The organism is Nocardia sp. NPDC058114, assembly GCF_042884695.1.
GTDB lineage: Bacteria > Actinomycetota > Actinomycetes > Mycobacteriales > Mycobacteriaceae > Nocardia.
In genome coordinates, this window is record NZ_JBHVTK010000012.1 from 1 (window position 1) to 18,844 (window position 18,844).

The window sequence follows — 18,844 nt, forward strand, 5'->3', positions numbered from 1 at the left end:
CAGTCAGGCGCTCAACGTCCTACCTCGTGTCCCGGCCGCTGGGCGGCTGAGTCGGTGTCCGTGTCGCTCTGACTCGAATAAAGTTACGTGCCGACAAACGCGAAGTCAAATCGGCTGGTCAGGGGCCCTATTTCGGCGCATCTACCCGTTCGACCTGTCCGCCGAGCGCCTGCATCTGCTCGACGAACCGGGGGTAGCCGCGGTCGATGTGATAGACGTCGTGCACTTCGGTGACGCCATCAGCGACGAGGCCGGCGAGCACCAGGCCCGCACCCGCGCGGATGTCGGAGGACCAGACCGGCGCACTCGACAACCGCGGGATTCCACGGACCACCGCATGGTGACCGTCGGTCCGGGCGTCGGAGCCGAGCCGGATCATCTCCTCCACGAAACGGAACCGCGCCTCGAAGACGTTCTCGGTGATCATCGACGTGCCGTCCGCGATCGCGGCCAGGCCGATGGCCATCGGCTGCAGGTCGGTCGGGAAACCGGGGAATGGCAGCGTCGCGAAGTTCACCGCACGTGGACGCTCGGCCTGCACGACCCGGAAACCGTTGGGCTCGTAGGAGATTCGCGCGCCGGCCGAACGCAGCTTGTCCAGCACCAGCGCCAGGTGCTTGGGGTTGACGCCGGTGACCCGAACATCGCCGGTGGTCATCGCGGCGGCGATCCCCCAGGTGGCGGCGACGATACGGTCGCCGATCACCCGGTGTGTGGTGGGCGAGAGGCTCTTGACGCCCTGCACGGTGAGCACGGAGGAACCGGCACCGTCGATCTGCGCACCCATCTGTACGAGCATGGTGCACAGGTCGACGATGTCGGGCTCGCGCGCCGCATTGTCGATGACCGTCTCCCCCTCGGCCAGGACCGCGGCCATCAGGATGTTCTCGGTCGCGCCCACCGACGGGAAGTCGAGGCGGATCCGCGCGCCCTGCAACTGTTCGGCCGACGCCACGACGCAACCGTGCTCGATCGCACTGGTCGCACCGAGCAGGCGTAGGCCAGCCTGGTGCATGTCAAGGGGTCGCGAACCGATCGCATCGCCACCGGGCAGCGCCACCACGGCGCGTTTGCAGCGCGCCATCAGCGGACCGAGCACACACACCGAGGCGCGGAACTGGGTCACCGCGGGGAAGTCCGCGTGGTACTTGGGCTCGGCGGGGGTATCGATCGTCACCACCGAGTTGTCGCCGCCGACATCGTCGGAGATCGTCACATCGCAGCCGAGGCCGCGCAGCACCTCCGCCATCAAGGGGACATCGAGGATGTCCGGGCAGTTGGTGATGGTGGTCGTGCCCTCGGCCAGCAACGAGGCAGCCATCAGCTTCAGCACGCTGTTCTTCGCGCCGCCGACCGCGACCTCGCCGACGAGTCGATTGCCGCCGGAGACCAGAAACCGTTCGCTCACCACGCCAGCTTATCGACCGTCACGCGACGACACGCCCCCCTGCCACGAAAGAACAAGAAACCGACCGATTCTCCGCGTCGGAGAGTCGCTTTCAGCGTGGTAGCCCGCCGCCGGGCTGCCACAACACGTCACCAGAAGGATTGGTGGCGCGGCTGAGGATGAACAGCAGGTCCGAGAGTCGATTCAGATATTTCGCGGGCAGCACACTGGTGTCGTCAGGGTGCGTTTCGACAGCGGACCACGCGGATCGCTCGGCGCGCCGCACCACAGTGCGGGCTGTGTGCAACAACGCAGCCAACGGCGTGCCGCCGGGCAGGATGAACGAATTCAGCGGTGCCAGACCGTCGTTGAACTCGTCGCACCACTTCTCGAGCCGGTCGATATAGGGCTGGGTGATGCGCAGCGGCGGATACTTCGGTTCGGCGACAACCGGGGTGGACAGATCGGCGCCCGCGTCGAACAGATCGTTCTGGATCTGGCGCAGCACCGTCAGCACAGCGGGTTCGGGCGCACCGAGGGCAACGGCGACACCGAGTGCGGCATTGGCCTCGTCGCAGTCGGCGTAGGCGATCAGCCGGGGATCGTTCTTGGCGACACGGGAGAAATCGCTGAGACCGGTCGTCCCGTCGTCGCCCGTGCGGGTATAGATCCGGGTCAAATGCACGCTCACGACGGGCCTCCACGAGTGCGGCGGGCGCGATCGGACGGTCGCGACTCCACCCAGGACAGAAAAGCCGCCATCGAACCGCGGTCGAGCGCGAGCTCGAATTTGCTGTGCGGATCGGTGACGGCTACCACCACGATGTCATCGCTCATGATGTCGAATTCGTCGCCCTGCGGCGCTCGGCGCTCGACGATCTCGAGGCCCTGCCGATGCACCGTGGAGTCGGGTCCGAATTTCAGGCTGGTCAATTTGAAGAAGACGAGGCGATCCTCGTCGTAGCGAATGAGCCCGTGCCGCCAGCCTTGGCCGCCGCGCGCGGGCAGTGAACGTAGGAGCGCGGCCGTGCCCCCGCGGCGCAACATCACCAGGCGATAGGTCGACGCACCGGCTACGAACACGAGCGTCAGCACCAGAATGATCAGGAGAACCATCCCGGTTTGCAATGCCGTACGCCCTTTCGCTCTAGCCGGTGTCAAAGACACCCCCGCCCAGACATTCAATCACGCCCACTACGCGGTGCTCCGGCCGGATCGTCTATCCCCACGAAAAGGCGGTGCAAACAACTCTGCCGGCGAGGAACCGAAGTTCCTCGCCGGCAGAGAGTCGTACTACTGCGATCAGTCGGTCACGGTCGCTTCGACCGCACGCACCTGGCCCTGGGCCGCGCGCAGCTCCACCTCGGTGGCGCTCGCATCGGCCAGCACCTTGCGTGCCGCGTCGACGTCGACCTCGCCCGCGAGATCCGCGGACTCGGCCAGCACCCGCACGGTGTCGGCGGTGACCGAGAAGAAGCCGCCGTGCACCGCGGCGACGATCCGCTCGCCGTCGGTCGACACGATGGAAACCGTGCCGCCCTCGACGAGCTGACCGAGCAGCGGCTCGTGGCCTGCCATGATGCCGATCTGACCCTCGGTGGTCTGCGCGCTGACGAACGAAGCCTGGCCGGACCAGATCTTGCGCTCGACAGCTACGAGATCAACTGTCATCTCCGCCATAGTGGACTACTTCCCGAGGATCTTCTTCGCGGCTGCCTCGACGTCGTCGAGACCACCGCAGGAGTTGAACGCCTGCTCCGGGTAGTGGTCGAACTCGCCCTTGCAGACACGGTCGAAGTCGTCGATGGTCTGCTCCAGCGGAACGACCGAGCCGACCTGGCCGGTGAACTTCTCGGCGACGATGAAGTTCTGACCGAGGAACTTCTCCAGGCGACGGGCGCGACCGACGAGGACCTTGTCCTCTTCGGAGAGCTCGTCCATGCCGAGGATGGCGATGATGTCCTGCAGTTCCTTGTACTTCTGCAGGATCCGCTTGACCTCGTTGGCAACCCGGAAGTGGCGCTCGCCGACGATCGAAGCCTCGAGGATACGAGAGGTCGAGGTCAGCGGGTCGACGGCCGGGTAGATGCCCTTCTGCGAGATCGGGCGCGAAAGCTCGGTCGTCGCATCCAGGTGGGCGAAGGTGGTCGCCGGCGCCGGGTCGGTGTAGTCGTCGGCGGGGACGTAGATCGCCTGCAGCGAGGTGATCGAGCGACCCTTGGTCGAGGTGATGCGCTCCTGGAGCTGACCCATCTCGTCCGCCAGCGTGGGCTGGTAACCCACGGCCGAAGGCATGCGACCCAGCAGGGTCGAGACCTCGGAACCGGCCTGGGTGAAACGGAAGATGTTGTCGATGAAGAGCAGCACGTCCTGGTGCTGGACATCGCGGAAGTACTCCGCCATGGTCAGCGCCGACAGGGCGACGCGCATACGCGTGCCCGGCGGCTCGTCCATCTGGCCGAAGACGAGGGCGGTGTCCGGAAGGACGCCCATCTCTTCCATTTCCAGACGGAGGTCGGTGCCCTCACGCGTACGCTCACCGACGCCCGCGAACACCGAGGTGCCCGAGAACTCGCGAGCGATACGGGTGATCATCTCCTGGATCAGCACGGTCTTGCCGACACCGGCACCACCGAACAGACCGATCTTGCCGCCCTTGACGTACGGGGTCAGCAGGTCGATGACCTTGACGCCGGTCTCGAGGATCTCGGTCTTGCCCTCGAGCTGGTCGAAGCTCGGCGGCTGACGGTGGATGCCCCACTGCTCGCCGTCCCGGCCGAGGCCGGGGGTGTCGAGGCAGTCACCGAGGGCGTTGAACACGTGGCCCTTGACGATGTCGCCGACGGGCACCGAGATCGGCTTGCCGGTGTCGGTGACGGTCGCGCCACGGACCAGGCCGTCGGTCGGCTGCATCGAGATGGTGCGCACGATGTTGTCGCCGAGGTGCTGAGCGACCTCGAGGGTGAGGGTCTTGGCCACCGACGGGAGCTCGATGTCGGAGTTCAGAGCGTTGAACAGCTCGGGGATGGCGCCACGCGGGAACTCGACGTCCACGACGGGGCCGATGACACGGACGACGCGACCAGCGGTTTCGCCCGCCTTCTTCGCGTTGTCCTGAGTGACAGCTGCGGTCATTAGATTGGTTCTCTTCCTGCGCTTCTTAGTCGCGGTCCGAGCTCGACGCCAGCGCATTGACGCCGCCGACGATTTCGCTGATTTCCTGCGTGATCTGGGCCTGACGCACCGAGTTCGCCTCGCGCTGGAGCACATTGGCCAGCTCGTTGGCGTTATCGGTCGCCGCCTTCATTGCGGTGCGCCGAGCCGCGGACTCGGATGCCGCTGCCTCGAGCAACGATGCGTAGATACGCGTGTTGATGTACTTGGGCAGCAGAGCCCCGAGCAGCACATCGGCGTCCGGCTCGAACTCGTACTGCGCCGTGGCCACCGCGTTCGGCGAATCCGACATGATGTCGTCACCGAGCTCGTAGTTCTCGTCGACGTAGCTGACCTGGATCGGCGCCAGGCGGCGCACCTCCGGGTTCTGGGTCAGCATCGAGACGAACTTGGTGTACACGATGTGCAGCTCGTCGACACCCTCGATGGTTCCGGTGCCGTCGAGCGAGGAGACCTCGCTGTCGGAGCCGGCCATGAAGGCCTCGACCAGGTGCTGGCACGCGGCCGAGGCATCGGTGTACTTGGGCTGCTGGGAGAAGCCGAACCACGACGCCTGGAACGGACGGTTGCGGAACTTGTAGTACGTGATGCCCTTGCTGCCCATCACGTACAGAACGGGTTCCTTGCCGTCGCCACGCAGCGTGGTCATGAGCTCTTCGGCACGCTTGAGCACGTTCGAGTTGTAGCCACCGCACATACCGCTGTCACTGGTGATCACCAGGACAGCGGCCCGACGAGCGTTGGGACGCTCGGTCAGCAGCGGGTGCGACAGGTTCTTCGAAGCGCTCGCCAGTTCGCCGAGGACCTTGGTGATCTCCTCGGCGTACGGCTTGGCAGCCGCAACCCTGGCCTGGGCCTTGGAAATTCGCGAGGTCGCGATCAGTTCCTGAGCCTTGGTGATCTTCTTGATCGAATTCACACCACGAATGCGGGAGCGCAATTCGCGCAAACTTGCCACTAGCGGTTCACACTCCCTTCATTCGCCAGATCGGAAATTGCCGACATCATGACCCGGCTTACTTGTCGACGTGCTTGCGGGTGACCGACAGCGACTCGACCTCTTCGTGGTCCAGCTCGCCCGCGGCAGCCTCGTTCACGATGCGATTGCCGTTCGAATCGAGGAAGCCCTGCTTGAACTTGTCGGTCTCGGCCTTGATCGCGTCGGCGGCCTCGCCGGCGAGCGGCTTCTTGCCACCCTCGAGCGCGTCGAACGAGCTCTGGGTCGCGCCGTGCAGGTACTCGAGCAGCTCGGCGGTGAAGCGACGCACGTCTTCGACGGGCACCGACTCGTAGTAACCGGCGTCGACCAGGAAGATCGAGACGACCTGATCCTCGACCGAGACCGGGGAGTACTGGTCCTGCTTGAGCAGCTCGACCCAGCGGGCACCACGCTCGAGCTGCGCCAGCGACGCGGCGTCGAGGTCGGAGGCGAAGGCGGAGAACGCCTCCAGCTCGCGGTACTGCGCCATTTCCAGACGCAGCGAACCGGCGACCTTCTTCATGGCCTTGGTCTGGGCGGCGCCACCGACACGGGAGACCGAGGTACCGACGTTGATCGCCGGGCGGACGCCCTTGTTGAACAGGTCGGACTCGAGGAAGACCTGGCCGTCGGTGATGGAGATGACGTTGGTCGGGATGAACGCCGAGACGTCGTTGGCCTTGGTCTCGATGATCGGCAGACCGGTCATCGAGCCGGCGCCCATCTCGTCGGACAGCTTCGCGCAACGCTCCAGCAGACGGGAGTGCAGGTAGAAGACGTCACCGGGGTACGCCTCGCGGCCCGGCGGACGACGCAGCAGCAGCGAGATGGCGCGGTACGCCTCGGCCTGCTTGGTCAGGTCGTCGAACACGATGAGGACGTGCTTGCCCTGGTACATCCAGTGCTGGCCGATGGCCGAACCGGTGTACGGAGCCAGCCACTTGAAGCCGGCGGAATCGGAGGCCGGGGCCGCGACGATGGTGGTGTACTCCATCGCGCCGTGCTCCTCGAGCGCGGTCTTGACGCCCGCGATGGTGGAGCCCTTCTGGCCGATCGCGACGTAGATGCAGCGAACCTGCTTGTCGGCGTCGCCGGTCTCCCAGTTCGCCTTCTGGTTCAGGATCGCGTCGATCGCGACGGCGGTCTTGCCCGTCTTGCGGTCGCCGATGATCAGCTGACGCTGGCCGCGACCGATGGCGGTCAGCGCGTCGATCGCGGTGATGCCGGTGGCCAGCGGCTCCTCGACCGGCTGACGTTCCAGCACAGACGCGGCCTGCAGCTCCAGCACGCGGCGCTCGTCGGCCTCGATCTCGCCCAGGCCGTCGATCGGCTGGCCGAGCGGGTTGACGACGCGACCGAGGAACTTGTCACCCACGGGGACGGAGAGCACGTCGCCGGTGCGACGGACCTGCTGGCCCTCCTCGAGCGAGGCGTACTCGCCGAGGATGACGGCACCGATGTTGGTGTCCTCGAGGTTCAGCGCGACGCCGAGAACCCCGCCGGGGAACTCGAGCAGCTCGTTGGCCATCGCCGAAGGCAGGCCGCTGACGTGCGCGATACCGTCGCCGGTATCGGTCACGATGCCGACTTCTTCGATGGAGGTTTCCGGGGTGTAGCTCTGGGTGTAGCTCTCGATCGCGCTACGGATCTCGTCGGAGGAGATCGTCAGCTCCGCCATGTTGTTCCTGCTCTCGCTGTGGTCTCGAATGTCGGGGATGGGGGAAGTGGAGTCTGGGCCTTGTCGATTACGACAGAGCCCGACGCAGCTTCTCCAGTCGGCCGGTGGCGCTGCCGTCGATCACGTCGTCTCCGACGCGGACGACGACGCCGCTCAGCAGCGTCGGGTCGACCTGCACGTGCACGGTGACCGCCTTGCCGTAGATCCGCCGCAGGGAAGCCGACAGCTTCTCCTTCTGCTGATCGTTCAGCTCGACCGCCGAGTTCACGTGGGCGACGATCTGGTCACGACGGGCCGCCGCCAGATCGGACAGGGCGTCGAAGGCGACGCCGATGTTGTTGGTCCGCAGGCGGGTCACCGCCTGCTCGGCCAGCGCCAGGGTGACCGGCTCGACCTTGCCGTTGAGCAGCCGCTCGACCAGTTCGCGCCGCGCCGAGGCGGGCTTTCCCTGATCGGACAGTGCCTGCTCCAGCTTCGGGTTGTCGGCGACGATGCGTCCGAGCCGGAACAGCTCGTCCTCCACCGCGTCCTGTCGGCCACCGACGGCGGCAGACTCCAGCAGAGCCTCCTGCCCGAGCAGCACCAGGGTGTCGACCAGGTCGCGGGTGCGTGACCAGTCCTGCGCCACCGCGGTGGTCAGCACTGCCTGCGTGGCAATGCTGACCTTGCCGCCGAAGACCCGCTCACTGAGTTCAGCGCGCGCCGAACCCGGCACCGAGGCGTCCGCGAGCGCCACACGCAGCGAACGCTGGTCGTCCAGCACGGCGACAACGGCGAACAGTTCCGACCCCGTTGTGGCCGCAACAGTTTCGCTTCCGGTCAGAGCGACCCGAAGCGCCTCGCGAGACCGGGTACTGGCCTCGCGGCTCGCTGCGTACATGCTTCTCACTTTCGCGTCGCTACCTTCCGACCCCGATGGCGTCGGTGTCGTCGAGTTCACTGAGGAACTTGTCGATCGACGCCGCCTGCTTGGCTTCGTCCGAAACCGACTGACCGATGATCTTCTCGGCCAGGTCGACGGCCGTACGGCCGACCTCGGAACGCAGCTCCGTCAGGATCTGCTGGCGCTGGGCTTCCAGCTGGGAGTGACCGGCGGCGACGATACGGTCGCTTTCGGCCTGGGCATCCGTGCGCATCTGCGCGAGGATCTGCTGACCCTGGGTGCGTGCTTCCTCGCGGATGCGCGCGGCCTCGAGCCGGGCGTCGGCAAGCTGCTGCTGGTACTGCTCCAGCGTGTGCTGTGCCTCGGCCTGGGCTGCTTCGGCCCTGGCGATACCGCCTTCGATCTTGTCTGTGCGCTCTTCGAGTGTCTTGGTCACACGCGGGATCACGTATTTCCAGAAGAGCACGCCGATGATGACGACGCAGACGATCGACCAGACGATGTCGTACGTTTCGGGAACGAGAGGATTCACATCCTCTCCACCCTCAGCTGCGAGCGTGATGAGTTCGCGCATCGGAATCAGAAGATGAAGCCGGCGACGAGGCCGATCAGCGCCAGGGCCTCGGTGAACGCGATGCCGAGGAACATGGTGGTGCGGATCTGGCCGGACAGCTCGGGCTGACGAGCGATGCCCTCGATGGCCTTACCGACGACGATACCCACGCCGATGCCGGGGCCGATCGCGGCCAGACCGTAGCCGATGGCGCCGAAGCCCTTGAAGGTGCTCTCGGTGGTCGCGGCTTCCTGGGCCAGGTAAGCGAGGCTCATGAATCTTTCCCTTTCTGTTGCTCACCCGCCGGTCGGCGTGTGTAGCAGGTTTCCGGTCGTTGGTCAGTCAGGTCAGTGGTCGGCAGCGTGCTGCGACTGGCCGATGTACACGGCGGCCAGCAGCGCGAAAACGTAGGCCTGCAGGAAGATCACCAGCAGCTCGAAGAGCGTGAAGCCGATGCCGGCCAGCAGCGAGAACGGCGAGAAGACCTTCATCCACGCGGCGGCGTCGAACAGGAAGAACCAGGTCGCGCTGAAGAACAGCACCAGCATGATGTGGCCGGCCAGCATGTTGGCCATGAGACGCACGGTGAGCGTGAACGGGCGCAGGATGAAGGTCGAGATGAACTCGATCGGGATCAGCAGCACGTGCAGCGCGACCGGCACGTCGGGGACGACGATGCTGTGGCGGATGTAGGAGAAGAACCCGTACTTCCGGATACCGACGTAGTTGTACGCGATATAGACGATCGCGGCCAGCACCAGCGGCATGCCGATGCGCGCATTCGACGAGATGTTCAATCCGGGAATCACACCGGAGAAGTTCAGGAACAGAACCGTGAAGAAGATCGTCGCGATGAGCGGGAGGAACTTCTTGCCGGTTTCCTTACCGAGAACCTCGTCGGCGATCTGCTCCTTGACGAAAACCACACCGGCTTCCATCACGTTCTGCAGGCCGCGTGGCACGATCTTCGGCGAGCGGAATGCCAGCACGAAGACGGCCACCAATACGGCGGTCATCAGCAGCCGGACCAGCATCAGGCGATCGAGTTCGAACGGCGTCCCCGCGAACAGCACTGCTGGAGGGTAGAAGTCGGACAGCGATGGCGCGTGAAACTCGCCCGCCGCCAAAGTGATGACGCTCAGCGTTCTCTCCCGTGTTCGGGCCGCAGGTACGACTGTCATTCCCGCGGTTCGATCGGACATTGACGATCAATGGGGTCGACTCTGGTCGGCTCGAAATTCGACAGCGGCTCGTACGGTATAACCCGTATCGGCTTCTGTTCGGGCGTCGGCGACATCGTCGACATGCTTCAACCGGGCACATTCCACCCGGATCGGCAGTAAGCATAGCGGCACCGGGTGGGATCCCGATGATCCCCCCTGGTAACTCGAGGCATAGCCCCGAGTTTGTCGGGCCGGGCCTCTAGCTTGGGTGCTTGCTTACCAACACTTTACCAAGCTATCTACGACAGTGTGTAGCTGGGTGGGATTATTCCTGCTCGGAAGCCGTTTCGCTGTCTCCCGCGCGTGTCGTGACGTACGGAACCTTCTGGCTCACAACGCCGTACGTCTCCGCACCGAGGACGATCAGCAGGGCTCCTACCACCGTAAAGAACAGTGCGGGCCCGCTGTAGAAGTCGAACTGCTTGAGCACCACGATCACCAGCAGCGCCACCAGCAACTTGCCGACCCAGCTGACCAGCATCACCGCACCTGCCATGGTCGGCGGCAGCTTCGCGCCGAGCAGCACCGCGACGACCGTGGTGAGGATGAACCCACCACCGATCGCGGCGCCGAGCAGCGCCCCCCACAGACCGGGCATCCCGGCCACCGCGGAGGCGATCGCCACCGAGACGACGACGAGCACGCCGAGGCCGATCAGGCCGTAGCGCAGCGCGGCGCGCAGAGGGGCGTCAGGGCCTGGCACGGTTTCGGGTGTAAAGCTCACGGCCCGAACTTTACCTTGCGGGCCGAACTCAGTGCTGCGTCGACTCCGACCTGCGCACGGACGGGATCGCGGTCACTACCAGCGCGAACACCAATCCGCCTGCCACCAGCAGGACAACAAGGCGTCTATCCATCAGCGAAGTTCCCACCGCGCCGAACGCGAGAACACCGACCCATAAATAGATCAGCAAGACCACGCGACGGTGCGAATGCCCGATCTGGAGCAATCGGTGGTGCAGATGCATTTTGTCCGGTGTGGAGAAACTCACGCCGGCGCGCACCCGGCGCACGATCGCCAGCAACAGGTCGAGCACCGGAATGAACATCACCGCCCCGACCAGCAAGATCGGCGACAGCAAACCGACAATGTCGCGCGGTCCGTAACCCTGGAGTGGAATTCGCCCGGAGGCGCCGGTGGATACCGCGGCCAGGATCAAACCGATCATCATCGAGCCGGTATCGCCCATGAATATTCGGGCGGGCGAGAAATTGTGCGGCAGAAATCCGAGGCAGGCACCGGCCAGCGCGGCGGCCAGCAACGCGGGCGGATAGGTGTCGACCGAACCGCCCTGGTCGTAGAGCAAACCGATGGAGAACACGAAAACCGCGCTCGCGCAGATCAAACCGAGACCGGCGGCGAGGCCGTCCAAACCGTCGACGAAGTTCATCGCGTTCACCAGGGTGACGGTGATGCCGACGGTGACCAGGCCGCCCTGCAACGCGTCGAGCACAACGGTGGTGTCGTTGAAGGGGTTGTAGATCACGTACCAGCTCAGGCCCATCACGGCCATCACGCCCGCGGCGGTGATCTGACCGACGAATTTGGTGAGCGCGTCCAATCCCCACCGGTCGTCGACGATGCCGACCAGCACGATGATCGTCGCGGCGACCAGCACCGCCGGGATATCCGGGGCGTAGTCGAAACCTCGTCGCAGCGCGGGCAATTGGTGCGCGAACAACACCGCGGCGACGACGCCGACATACATGCCGACACCACCCATCCGCGGGACCGGCTTCACGTGCACATCACGCTCACGTGGCACCGCCACGGCGCCGAACGCGATGGCGAGCACCCGCACGCCTCCGGTGGCCAGGAAAGTCACCGTGGCGGAGACGAGCAGCACGAGCAATAGCTCGCGCAGGGGAACGACTGAGCTCATCAGCGGCGTGCGATCACCGCTGCGCGGAGCTGATCAGGGCTTCCGGCACCATCCCGAGCACCTCCGCGATATCGGCCACCGACACAGCACCCTCCCGCAACACCCGCGGCTGATCCGCGGTGAGATCGACGATCGTCGAGGCCACAGCGTGTTCGGCCGGGCCGCCGTCGAGATACACGCTCGCCAGCGACCCCAACTGCTCGCGCGCCTGCGCGGCGGTGGTCGCGGGCGGCTGCCCCGACACATTGGCGCTCGACACCGCCAGCGGCCCGACTTCACGCAACAATTCGAGCGCCACGGGATGCAACGGCATCCGCAACATCACCGTGCCACGGGTATCACCGAGATCCCACGCGAGCGAAGGCGCGGCCTGCACGACAAGACTCAGCGCACCGGGCCAGAACGCGCGAATCAAGTCCCGCGCCTGCGGCCGCACCGAGAACACCAGGCCGTCGATGGTGTGCCACGACCCGACGAGCACCGGCACCGGCATATCGCGTCCACGGCGCTTGGCGGCCAGCAGATCGCTCACCGCGGCGGAATCGAACGCGTCGGCGGCGATGCCGTAGAGCGTGTCGGTAGGCATCACGACCAACCGACCGGACTTCAGAGCGCTGGTCGCGGCGGTGATGCCCGCCGCACGCGAATCAGCTTCGGCACAGTCATAGACGGTACTCACAGCGTCTGTCGCCTCTCCGCGAATTTTTTCCGGTCGTTGGTGCGCGCAAGAGTCTAACTCCCAGGCTGAGGCCGCAGTGCCGGGGGACTTTTGGGCACGACCGGGCGCCTGATGCTCAGAGTGTGCTGGTTGACCGTTCGCCGACCGAGTCGCGGCGTCAGCCCGGCAATTGGGCAATCGTCCAGAGTTTGCCGGTCGTCGGCGGGGCTACGCTGAACCGGGTCTCACGCGCGCAGATGCGAACTCGTGCCGGGCCACCGAGGCCACTCACACCATCATCGGAATCGACGGCGATCGAGGCCGACCCAGGCCACGCCGGATTCGCCTGCGATCAGGGACGGTCAGGGCGCCGGGCGACCACGAAGCGGGGCTTGTCGGCCAGGTCGACGTGTTCGACGACGTCGGTGAAATCGGCTGCCGCCAGTAGCGCCGCCACTCCCCCGCCATTGGTGTCGTCGTGTTCGATGCCGGTGGCGCCGCCGGAGTTCAGGAGACGGGCGATGGTGGGAATCATCGCCCGGATGACGTCGAGGCCGTCCGGGCCCCCGAAGAGGGCGCGGTGGGGGTCGTGGTCGGCGACCTCGGGGTCGAGGATCGCGGCGTCGGGGATGTAAGGCGGGTTGGCGACGACCAGGTCGACGCGGCCCGTCAGCGGGGTGAGCAGGGCCGGGTCGGTGACGTCGTCGGCGTGCAGGGTGATCGGGGTGTCGCCCCCGGCGATACGGGTGTCGGCGTTACGACGGGCCCAGGCGAGGGCGGCGGGGTCGAGTTCGACGGCGTGGACCTCGGCGTCCGGGCGGGCGTGCGCGATGGCCAGCGCCAGTGCGCCCGAGCCGGTGCACAGGTCGACGACGATCGGCGTGTGGTCGTGCGGAAGGGTCTCCAGGTAGGCCAGCGCCCACGCGAACAGTAGTTCGGTCTCCGGGCGCGGGACGAACACCCCGGGGCCCACCGCGAGGTCGATCTCACCCATCGCGGCCGTTCCGGTCAAGTGCTGCAAGGGAATTCGAGAGGCCCGCCGCTCGATCACCGCGCGATACCGATCGGCGACCTCGGGCTCGACCAACGGGATCATCGCCAGCCGCATGCGCTCGGTACCGAGCACATGGGCCGCCAGGTTCTCCGCGTCGGGCATCGGCGACCCGACGCCTGCCTCGGCCAGCCGGGCGGCGGCTTCGACGATCAGCGGCCGCAACCGCACCCGCTCGGTCATCGAACCGTCCGGCCCATCACGGCGCGCTCGCAGGTCGGCCGCTGCTCGCGTCGATCGTTCATCCGAGCGGCCTCGGCGTGGCCGTGGCGGGCGTGATGAGGCCTGCGACCGCCCCGGCCGAGCGGTCCACGTCGGTGTCCCGCGGGGCCGCCGGTGCGGGGAGTCGACTGCTCATGCCGGTTACTCGGCAGCCATTCGCGCGTCGCGGTCGGCCTTGCCGAGCGCGTCGAGCAGGGGGTCCAGATCGCCATCGAGGACGGCGTCGAGATTGTGCGATTTGAACCCGATGCGGTGATCGGCGATCCGGTTCTCCGGGAAGTTGTAGGTGCGGATCCGCTCGGAGCGGTCGACCGTGCGGATCTGGCTGGCGCGACCGGCCGCGGCTTCCTGGTCGGCCTGCTCCTCGGCCAGCGCCTGCAGCCGGGCGGCGAGCACCTGCGTGGCGCGCGCCTTGTTCTGCAGCTGGGAGCGTTCGTTCTGGCAGGTCACCACGATGCCCGAGGGCAGGTGGGTGATGCGCACCGCGGAGTCGGTGGTGTTGACGCCCTGGCCGCCCTTGCCGGAGGACCGGTAGACGTCGATGCGCAGGTCGGTCTCGTCGATCTGCACCTGCTCGACCTCGTCGGGCTCGGGATAGATCAGCACGCCCGCGGCCGAGGTGTGAATGCGGCCCTGCGATTCGGTCACCGGCACGCGCTGCACCCGGTGCACCCCGCCCTCGAACTTGAATCGCGACCACACCCCGTCGCGCGCGGCGTCCTTGCTCTTGATCGACAGCGTCGCGTCCTTGTATCCGCCCAGGTCGGAATAGGTGACATCGAGCGTCTCCACCTTCCAGCCGTGCCGCTCGGCGTACCGGATGTACATGCGCGCCAGATCGGCGGCGAACAGTGCCGATTCCTCGCCGCCCTCGCCGGACTTCACCTCGAGCACCACGTCGTCGCCGTCGTGCGGGTCGCGCGGGGCGAGCAAGTCGGCGAGAGCCTGTTCCAGCTCCACCAGCTGTGTCTCCAGCCCCGGCACCTCCGCAGCGAACGAGGCGTCGTCGGAGGCCAGCTCACGGGCGGCTTCCAGATCGTCGCGCACGGTCTCGAGCTTGCGATAGGTGCTCATCACCGGCGCCAGCTCGGCGAACCGCTTACCCACCCGTCGCGCCGCACCCGCGTCGTTGTGCAACGACGGATCGGCGAGCTGCATCTCCAGGCCGGCGTACTCGGCCAGGATGTCGTCGATAGCGGACGGCTGCGTCACAGAGAGTTCCTTATGTGTGGGAAAGCGATGACCTCGGGCAGAGAAACCACCGACGCCCGGCCTGCTGATGCAGTACCGGGCGTCGGGAGAGGTAACTAGGAGGCGTCTTCGGCCTTCTTGGCACCTGCGCGCTTGCCGTAGCGAGCCTCGAAGCGAGCCACGCGGCCGCCGGTGTCGAGGATCTTCTGCTTGCCCGTGTAGAACGGGTGGCACTGCGAGCAGACCTCGACCGAGATCTGGCCGGACTCCTTGGTGGAGCGAGTCTGGAAGGTGTTGCCGCAACCACACACAACGGTGGTCTCGACATACGTGGGGTGGATTCCTGCCTTCATGGGCGTCCTCTCGATAATGGTCGCCGGGTCGTAGCCCCATGGAGTGGAGTACGTGAACCGGAACCGACTAGGCGGGATGTCTGCGAACTCGCAGACACACAGTTGTCCAGTATGCCAGAGCAGACCGCACCCTCCCAGAACACCCCCCACCTCCGCTTTGTTCCCTGTGATATTGCGGCCGGCGCCGCGCGTTCTCGGCCGAGAACGAGCAAGGGCCCCGCCGAAGCGAGGCCCTTGCCGGTGGTTCTAGACGATCACTCGTCGAGAGCGCTCGGTGCGGTCTTGGAGACCGTCATCAAGAACTCGAGGTTGTTCTTGGACTTGCGCAGACGATCCATCAGCAGATCGATCGCCTGGTGCGAGTCCAGACCCGACAGCACGCGCCGCAGCTTGTGCACCACAGCCATCTCGTCGGGCGAGAGCAGCAGCTCGTCGTGGCGGGTGCTCGACGGGTTGATGTCCACCGCGGGGAACACGCGCCGCTCGGCGATCTTGCGGTCGAGCTTGAGCTCGGCGTTGCCGGTGCCCTTGAACTCTTCGAAGATCACCGTGTCGCCGGTAGAACCGGTCTCCACCATCGCCGTGGCGATGATGGTGAGCGAGCCACCGTTCTCGATGTTGCGGGCCGCGCCGAGGAAACGCTTCGGCGGGTACAGCGCGGTCGAGTCGACACCACCGGAGAGGATGCGGCCCGAGGCAGGCGAGGAGTTGTTGTACGCACGGCCCAATCGAGTGATCGAATCGAGCAGCACCACAACGTCTTTGCCCATTTCCACCAGACGCTTGGCACGCTCGATGGCGAGCTCGGCGACGGAGGTGTGGTCACCCGGCGGGCGGTCGAAGGTGGAGGCGATGACCTCACCCTTCACCGAACGCTGCATATCGGTGACCTCTTCGGGACGTTCGTCGACCAGGACAACCATGAGGTAGCACTCGGGGTTGTTGATCGCGATCGCGTTCGCGATGTCCTGCATGATCGTGGTCTTACCCGCCTTGGGCGGAGACACGATCAGCGCACGCTGACCCTTACCGATCGGCATGATCAGGTCGATCACACGCGTGGTGAGCTTGTTCTGCGCGGTTTCCAGGCGCAGGCGCTCGTTCGGGTACAGCGGGGTGAGCTTCTGGAAGTCCGGCCGACGACGCGCCGCTTCGAGCTCGCCACCGTTCACGGTGTCCAGGCGAACCAGCGGGTCGAACTTCTGCCGCTGGTTGTTCTGCTCGCCGTCGCGCGGGGCGCGCACCGCACCGGTGATCGCGTCACCGCGGCGCAGGCCGTTCTTGCGCACCAGGTTCATCGACACATACACGTCGTTGGGGCCGGCGAGGTAGCCGGAGGTCCGCACGAACGCGTAGTTGTCGAGGACATCGAGGATGCCCGCGACCGGCTGGAGCACATCGTCTTCGCGAATGTCGTAGTCGCGCGCCTCGGACTGGCCGCCACCGGCGGGACCACCATCGCGGTCACGACCACGACGACGCTCGCGGAATCGACGACCCCGGCGACCGCGGCCGCCTTCCTCGTCGTCACCACCGCGGTCGTCGCGGGGTCCGCGATTGCCGCCGCTGTTGCCGTTCTGGCTCTGGTTCTGGTTGCGCTCGTTCTGATTACGGTCGCCACCGGTGCGCTCGCCACGGTCGTTGCCGTTGCGGTCGCCACCGGTGCGCTCGCCACGCTCGGCGCCGTTGCGGTCGCCACGCTCGCGGCGACGCTCGCCCTGATCGCCACCTTCGGCCTTGTCGGCCTGCTTGGTCTCCTCGGCGCGGTTCTCGGCCGGGGCTCGGTTCTCGGCGGGAGCATTGTCGCCACCACCGGAACGGGCCTGGTCACGTCCACGACGCTGCCGACCGCGGCCACGCTGACCGCCGTCGCGACCGGAATCCTCGCCTGCGTCGGCGGGGGCGTCGGTCTTGACCTGCTCGGTCGCGGCCTGCTCGGCCGGAACCTCGACGGTCTTGGCCTCGGGGGCCTTGACCTCGACGGGAGCCTGCTTCTCGACGGGCGCGGCCTGCTTGTCGGCCTTGGCGGACTTCTCCACCTTCGCGGGCGCTTCGTTCTTGACGGGCGCTTCGTTCTTGGCAGGCGCTTCGTTCTTCGCGGGCGCGTCGTTCGCGACGGGCGCGGCGGCGGGCTTGTCCCCCTTGGCGGGCGCTCCGGATTGATTTTCCTTGATAGCGGCGATGAGATCGCCCTTACGCATTCCGGAGGTACCTCGGATACCGAGCTCCCCCGCCAGTGCGCGCAACTGCGGCAACAGCATTCCAGTCAGCCCCGATCGTGCGACGTCGGTTTGTTCGCTCATTTTCGAAATCTGTCCGGATTCACTTTCGCGGCTGCCCGAGTTCGTAGGGTTGGAATCCACCCCGGGTGTCGCGAGCAGGTCCGTTTCTGTCACGGAAGTCCTTTCCTTCCCTCGAATGCCGTGTGCTGATTCGAGGGTTCCGTTCCGTAGACCCGGCAATATATGCCGAGCTCGGATTATGCGTCCATGTTCGACGCCTGTGCCGTACTACCCGCCGCGGGAGGACCGGAGGCCTTCGCCACCAGAAGACAGTGGTGAGGGGAGCGATTGCCCTGATGAAGCACCGGCGTCTGATGCGCACGATGTACGGACTTGCTCAGAATAGCTGCCTATTGCGAACAACGGCAAGGCAGGCACGCCGTCAGTCGATCGATACCCCGTCGGCAATGCCGGGTTCGACCACGCGCAGACCGTCCGATTCGGCCTGTTTGCGCAGGTCATCGGGGAATTCTTCGGTGGTCAGGGCAAGCACGGTCGGGCCGGCGCCCGAGACGGTCGCCGCGATACCCGCGGCGCGCAACAGCTCGATCCACTTCGTGGTGAGCGGTAGCGCGGGGGCACGCTGGGTCTGGTGCAACCGGTCGGCGGTGGCCGACATCAGCAGATCGGGACGTTCGGTCAGCGCGACGACGGCCAGCGCCGCCCGGCTGACGTTGAACGCCGCGTCACCGTGAGGCACCTGCTCGGGCAGCAGCCCGCGGGTGTGCGCCGTGGACGAGCGTTCCTGCGGGATCAGCACCACCGGACGAAGGGCCGATGCCGGAGTGAGCCGCACGGCCCGGTAGGCACGGGTCTGCGCGGCATCGGTTTCGGTCCACGACACCACGATTGCCCCGAGCACGCTGGCAGCGGCATTGTCGGGGTGGCCTTCGAACTCGGAGGCCAGCTGCACCAGCCGGTCGTCGTCCATGCGCAGCGCGGGATCGAACTTCGCGGCCAGCCCGGCGCCCGCGGCCAGCCCGCCGACCACGGCCGACGCGCTGGAACCCAGCCCACGCGAGTGCGGAATCACGTTGCGGCACACCACGTCGAGACCGTCGGCCCACACACCCAGCGATTCCAGTCCACGCTCGATCGCGCGGACCACCAGATGTGTTGGGCCCCAAGGCACGTCGTCGGCGCCTTCACCCTCGACGCGGATGCCCAGCCCCGACTCGGTAGTGCGCACCACGATTTCGTCGTAGATGCCCAATGCCATTCCGAGACAATCGAATCCGGGACCGAGATTGGCCGTCGAGGCGGGAACACGCACGGTCACTTCGAGACCGGCGGGCAGCGTCGCTGTCATCAGCGTTGGCTCGGGTGC

General features: G+C 66.2%; 19 protein-coding genes. All 19 read right to left on the reverse strand.

From position 1 onward, the window contains the following. Positions 1 to 127: 127 nt before the first annotated feature. Positions 128 to 1,408, reverse strand: coding sequence for a UDP-N-acetylglucosamine 1-carboxyvinyltransferase (gene murA / locus ACFVVI_RS30910; protein WP_056819138.1), 1,281 nt, complete (start codon positions 1,406 to 1,408; stop codon positions 128 to 130). A 91-nt stretch (positions 1,409 to 1,499) separates the two neighbouring features. After that, positions 1,500 to 2,078, reverse strand: a complete 579-nt coding sequence (locus ACFVVI_RS30915) for a cob(I)yrinic acid a,c-diamide adenosyltransferase (protein WP_062984468.1) — start codon at positions 2,076 to 2,078, stop codon at positions 1,500 to 1,502. Next, a complete protein-coding gene (locus ACFVVI_RS30920; RefSeq protein WP_378639396.1) occupies positions 2,075 to 2,503 on the reverse strand; it encodes a DUF2550 domain-containing protein in 429 nt (142 codons plus the stop codon). The genes ACFVVI_RS30915 and ACFVVI_RS30920 overlap by 4 nt, the downstream gene beginning before the upstream one ends. Before the next feature lie 186 nt (positions 2,504 to 2,689). After that, positions 2,690 to 3,067 carry a F0F1 ATP synthase subunit epsilon gene (locus ACFVVI_RS30925; protein WP_378963587.1) on the reverse strand — a complete coding sequence of 126 codons (378 nt, stop codon included), beginning with the start codon at positions 3,065 to 3,067 and terminating at the stop codon, positions 2,690 to 2,692. A 6-nt stretch (positions 3,068 to 3,073) separates the two neighbouring features. Continuing rightward, a complete protein-coding gene (gene atpD, locus ACFVVI_RS30930; RefSeq protein WP_056817894.1) occupies positions 3,074 to 4,522 on the reverse strand; it encodes a F0F1 ATP synthase subunit beta in 1,449 nt (482 codons plus the stop codon). A 25-nt stretch (positions 4,523 to 4,547) separates the two neighbouring features. Then, positions 4,548 to 5,519: a F0F1 ATP synthase subunit gamma gene (locus tag ACFVVI_RS30935; RefSeq protein ID WP_378996160.1), complete on the reverse strand. Its 972-nt coding sequence runs from the start codon at positions 5,517 to 5,519 to the stop codon at positions 4,548 to 4,550. Between the two features lie 58 nt (positions 5,520 to 5,577). Next, complete coding sequence (atpA, locus tag ACFVVI_RS30940) at positions 5,578 to 7,218, reverse strand: F0F1 ATP synthase subunit alpha (RefSeq protein ID WP_378996162.1); 1,641 nt, start codon at positions 7,216 to 7,218, stop codon at positions 5,578 to 5,580. 67 nt (positions 7,219 to 7,285) lie between these two features. Next, positions 7,286 to 8,098 (reverse strand): F0F1 ATP synthase subunit delta, encoded by an 813-nt coding sequence (locus ACFVVI_RS30945; protein WP_387447945.1) that lies wholly within the window; start codon positions 8,096 to 8,098, stop codon positions 7,286 to 7,288. A gap of 19 nt (positions 8,099 to 8,117) precedes the next feature. Next, positions 8,118 to 8,675 (reverse strand): F0F1 ATP synthase subunit B, encoded by a 558-nt coding sequence (locus tag ACFVVI_RS30950; RefSeq protein WP_378996166.1) that lies wholly within the window; start codon positions 8,673 to 8,675, stop codon positions 8,118 to 8,120. A gap of 5 nt (positions 8,676 to 8,680) precedes the next feature. Further along, positions 8,681 to 8,929 (reverse strand): ATP synthase F0 subunit C, encoded by a 249-nt coding sequence (locus ACFVVI_RS30955; RefSeq protein ID WP_056817903.1) that lies wholly within the window; start codon positions 8,927 to 8,929, stop codon positions 8,681 to 8,683. Positions 8,930 to 9,001: 72 nt separating this feature from the next. Continuing rightward, positions 9,002 to 9,856: a F0F1 ATP synthase subunit A gene (gene atpB / locus ACFVVI_RS30960; protein WP_378996168.1), complete on the reverse strand. Its 855-nt coding sequence runs from the start codon at positions 9,854 to 9,856 to the stop codon at positions 9,002 to 9,004. 286 nt (positions 9,857 to 10,142) lie between these two features. After that, the gene (locus tag ACFVVI_RS30965) at positions 10,143 to 10,601 is read right to left on the reverse strand and encodes a hypothetical protein (RefSeq protein WP_378996170.1); all 459 of its coding nucleotides are present in this window, start codon (positions 10,599 to 10,601) and stop codon (positions 10,143 to 10,145) included. 28 nt (positions 10,602 to 10,629) lie between these two features. Further along, positions 10,630 to 11,760: an MraY family glycosyltransferase gene (locus tag ACFVVI_RS30970; RefSeq protein WP_378996172.1), complete on the reverse strand. Its 1,131-nt coding sequence runs from the start codon at positions 11,758 to 11,760 to the stop codon at positions 10,630 to 10,632. Positions 11,761 to 11,773: 13 nt separating this feature from the next. Beyond that, positions 11,774 to 12,439, reverse strand: coding sequence for an L-threonylcarbamoyladenylate synthase (locus tag ACFVVI_RS30975; RefSeq protein WP_378996174.1), 666 nt, complete (start codon positions 12,437 to 12,439; stop codon positions 11,774 to 11,776). 331 nt (positions 12,440 to 12,770) lie between these two features. Beyond that, positions 12,771 to 13,652: a peptide chain release factor N(5)-glutamine methyltransferase gene (prmC, locus tag ACFVVI_RS30980; protein ID WP_387447949.1), complete on the reverse strand. Its 882-nt coding sequence runs from the start codon at positions 13,650 to 13,652 to the stop codon at positions 12,771 to 12,773. 180 nt (positions 13,653 to 13,832) lie between these two features. Next, a complete protein-coding gene (gene prfA, locus ACFVVI_RS30985; RefSeq protein ID WP_387447951.1) occupies positions 13,833 to 14,903 on the reverse strand; it encodes a peptide chain release factor 1 in 1,071 nt (356 codons plus the stop codon). 95 nt (positions 14,904 to 14,998) lie between these two features. After that, positions 14,999 to 15,235 (reverse strand): 50S ribosomal protein L31, encoded by a 237-nt coding sequence (gene rpmE / locus ACFVVI_RS30990; RefSeq protein ID WP_067447685.1) that lies wholly within the window; start codon positions 15,233 to 15,235, stop codon positions 14,999 to 15,001. A gap of 254 nt (positions 15,236 to 15,489) precedes the next feature. Then, positions 15,490 to 17,631, reverse strand: a complete 2,142-nt coding sequence (gene rho / locus ACFVVI_RS30995) for a transcription termination factor Rho (protein ID WP_387447953.1) — start codon at positions 17,629 to 17,631, stop codon at positions 15,490 to 15,492. 268 nt (positions 17,632 to 17,899) lie between these two features. Further along, entirely contained in the window at positions 17,900 to 18,826 is a 927-nt protein-coding gene (gene thrB / locus ACFVVI_RS31000) for a homoserine kinase (protein WP_378996181.1), read from the reverse strand. Positions 18,827 to 18,844: the final 18 nt, after the last annotated feature.

Coding starts and splice junctions, on each gene's coding strand:
- ACFVVI_RS30920 (WP_378639396.1), bottom strand. CDS start 2,503: ATGGTTCTCCTGATCATTCTGGTGCTGACGCTCGTGTTCGTAGCCGGT.
- ACFVVI_RS30925 (WP_378963587.1), bottom strand. CDS start 3,067: ATGGCGGAGATGACAGTTGATCTCGTAGCTGTCGAGCGCAAGATCTGG.
- atpD (WP_056817894.1), bottom strand. CDS start 4,522: ATGACCGCAGCTGTCACTCAGGACAACGCGAAGAAGGCGGGCGAAACC.
- atpA (WP_378996162.1), bottom strand. CDS start 7,218: ATGGCGGAGCTGACGATCTCCTCCGACGAGATCCGTAGCGCGATCGAG.
- ACFVVI_RS30945 (WP_387447945.1), bottom strand. CDS start 8,098: ATGTACGCAGCGAGCCGCGAGGCCAGTACCCGGTCTCGCGAGGCGCTT.
- ACFVVI_RS30950 (WP_378996166.1), bottom strand. CDS start 8,675: ATGCGCGAACTCATCACGCTCGCAGCTGAGGGTGGAGAGGATGTGAAT.
- ACFVVI_RS30955 (WP_056817903.1), bottom strand. CDS start 8,929: ATGAGCCTCGCTTACCTGGCCCAGGAAGCCGCGACCACCGAGAGCACC.
- atpB (WP_378996168.1), bottom strand. CDS start 9,856: ATGTCCGATCGAACCGCGGGAATGACAGTCGTACCTGCGGCCCGAACA.
- ACFVVI_RS30970 (WP_378996172.1), bottom strand. CDS start 11,760: ATGAGCTCAGTCGTTCCCCTGCGCGAGCTATTGCTCGTGCTGCTCGTC.
- prmC (WP_387447949.1), bottom strand. CDS start 13,652: ATGACCGAGCGGGTGCGGTTGCGGCCGCTGATCGTCGAAGCCGCCGCC.
- rpmE (WP_067447685.1), bottom strand. CDS start 15,235: ATGAAGGCAGGAATCCACCCCACGTATGTCGAGACCACCGTTGTGTGT.
- thrB (WP_378996181.1), bottom strand. CDS start 18,826: ATGACAGCGACGCTGCCCGCCGGTCTCGAAGTGACCGTGCGTGTTCCC.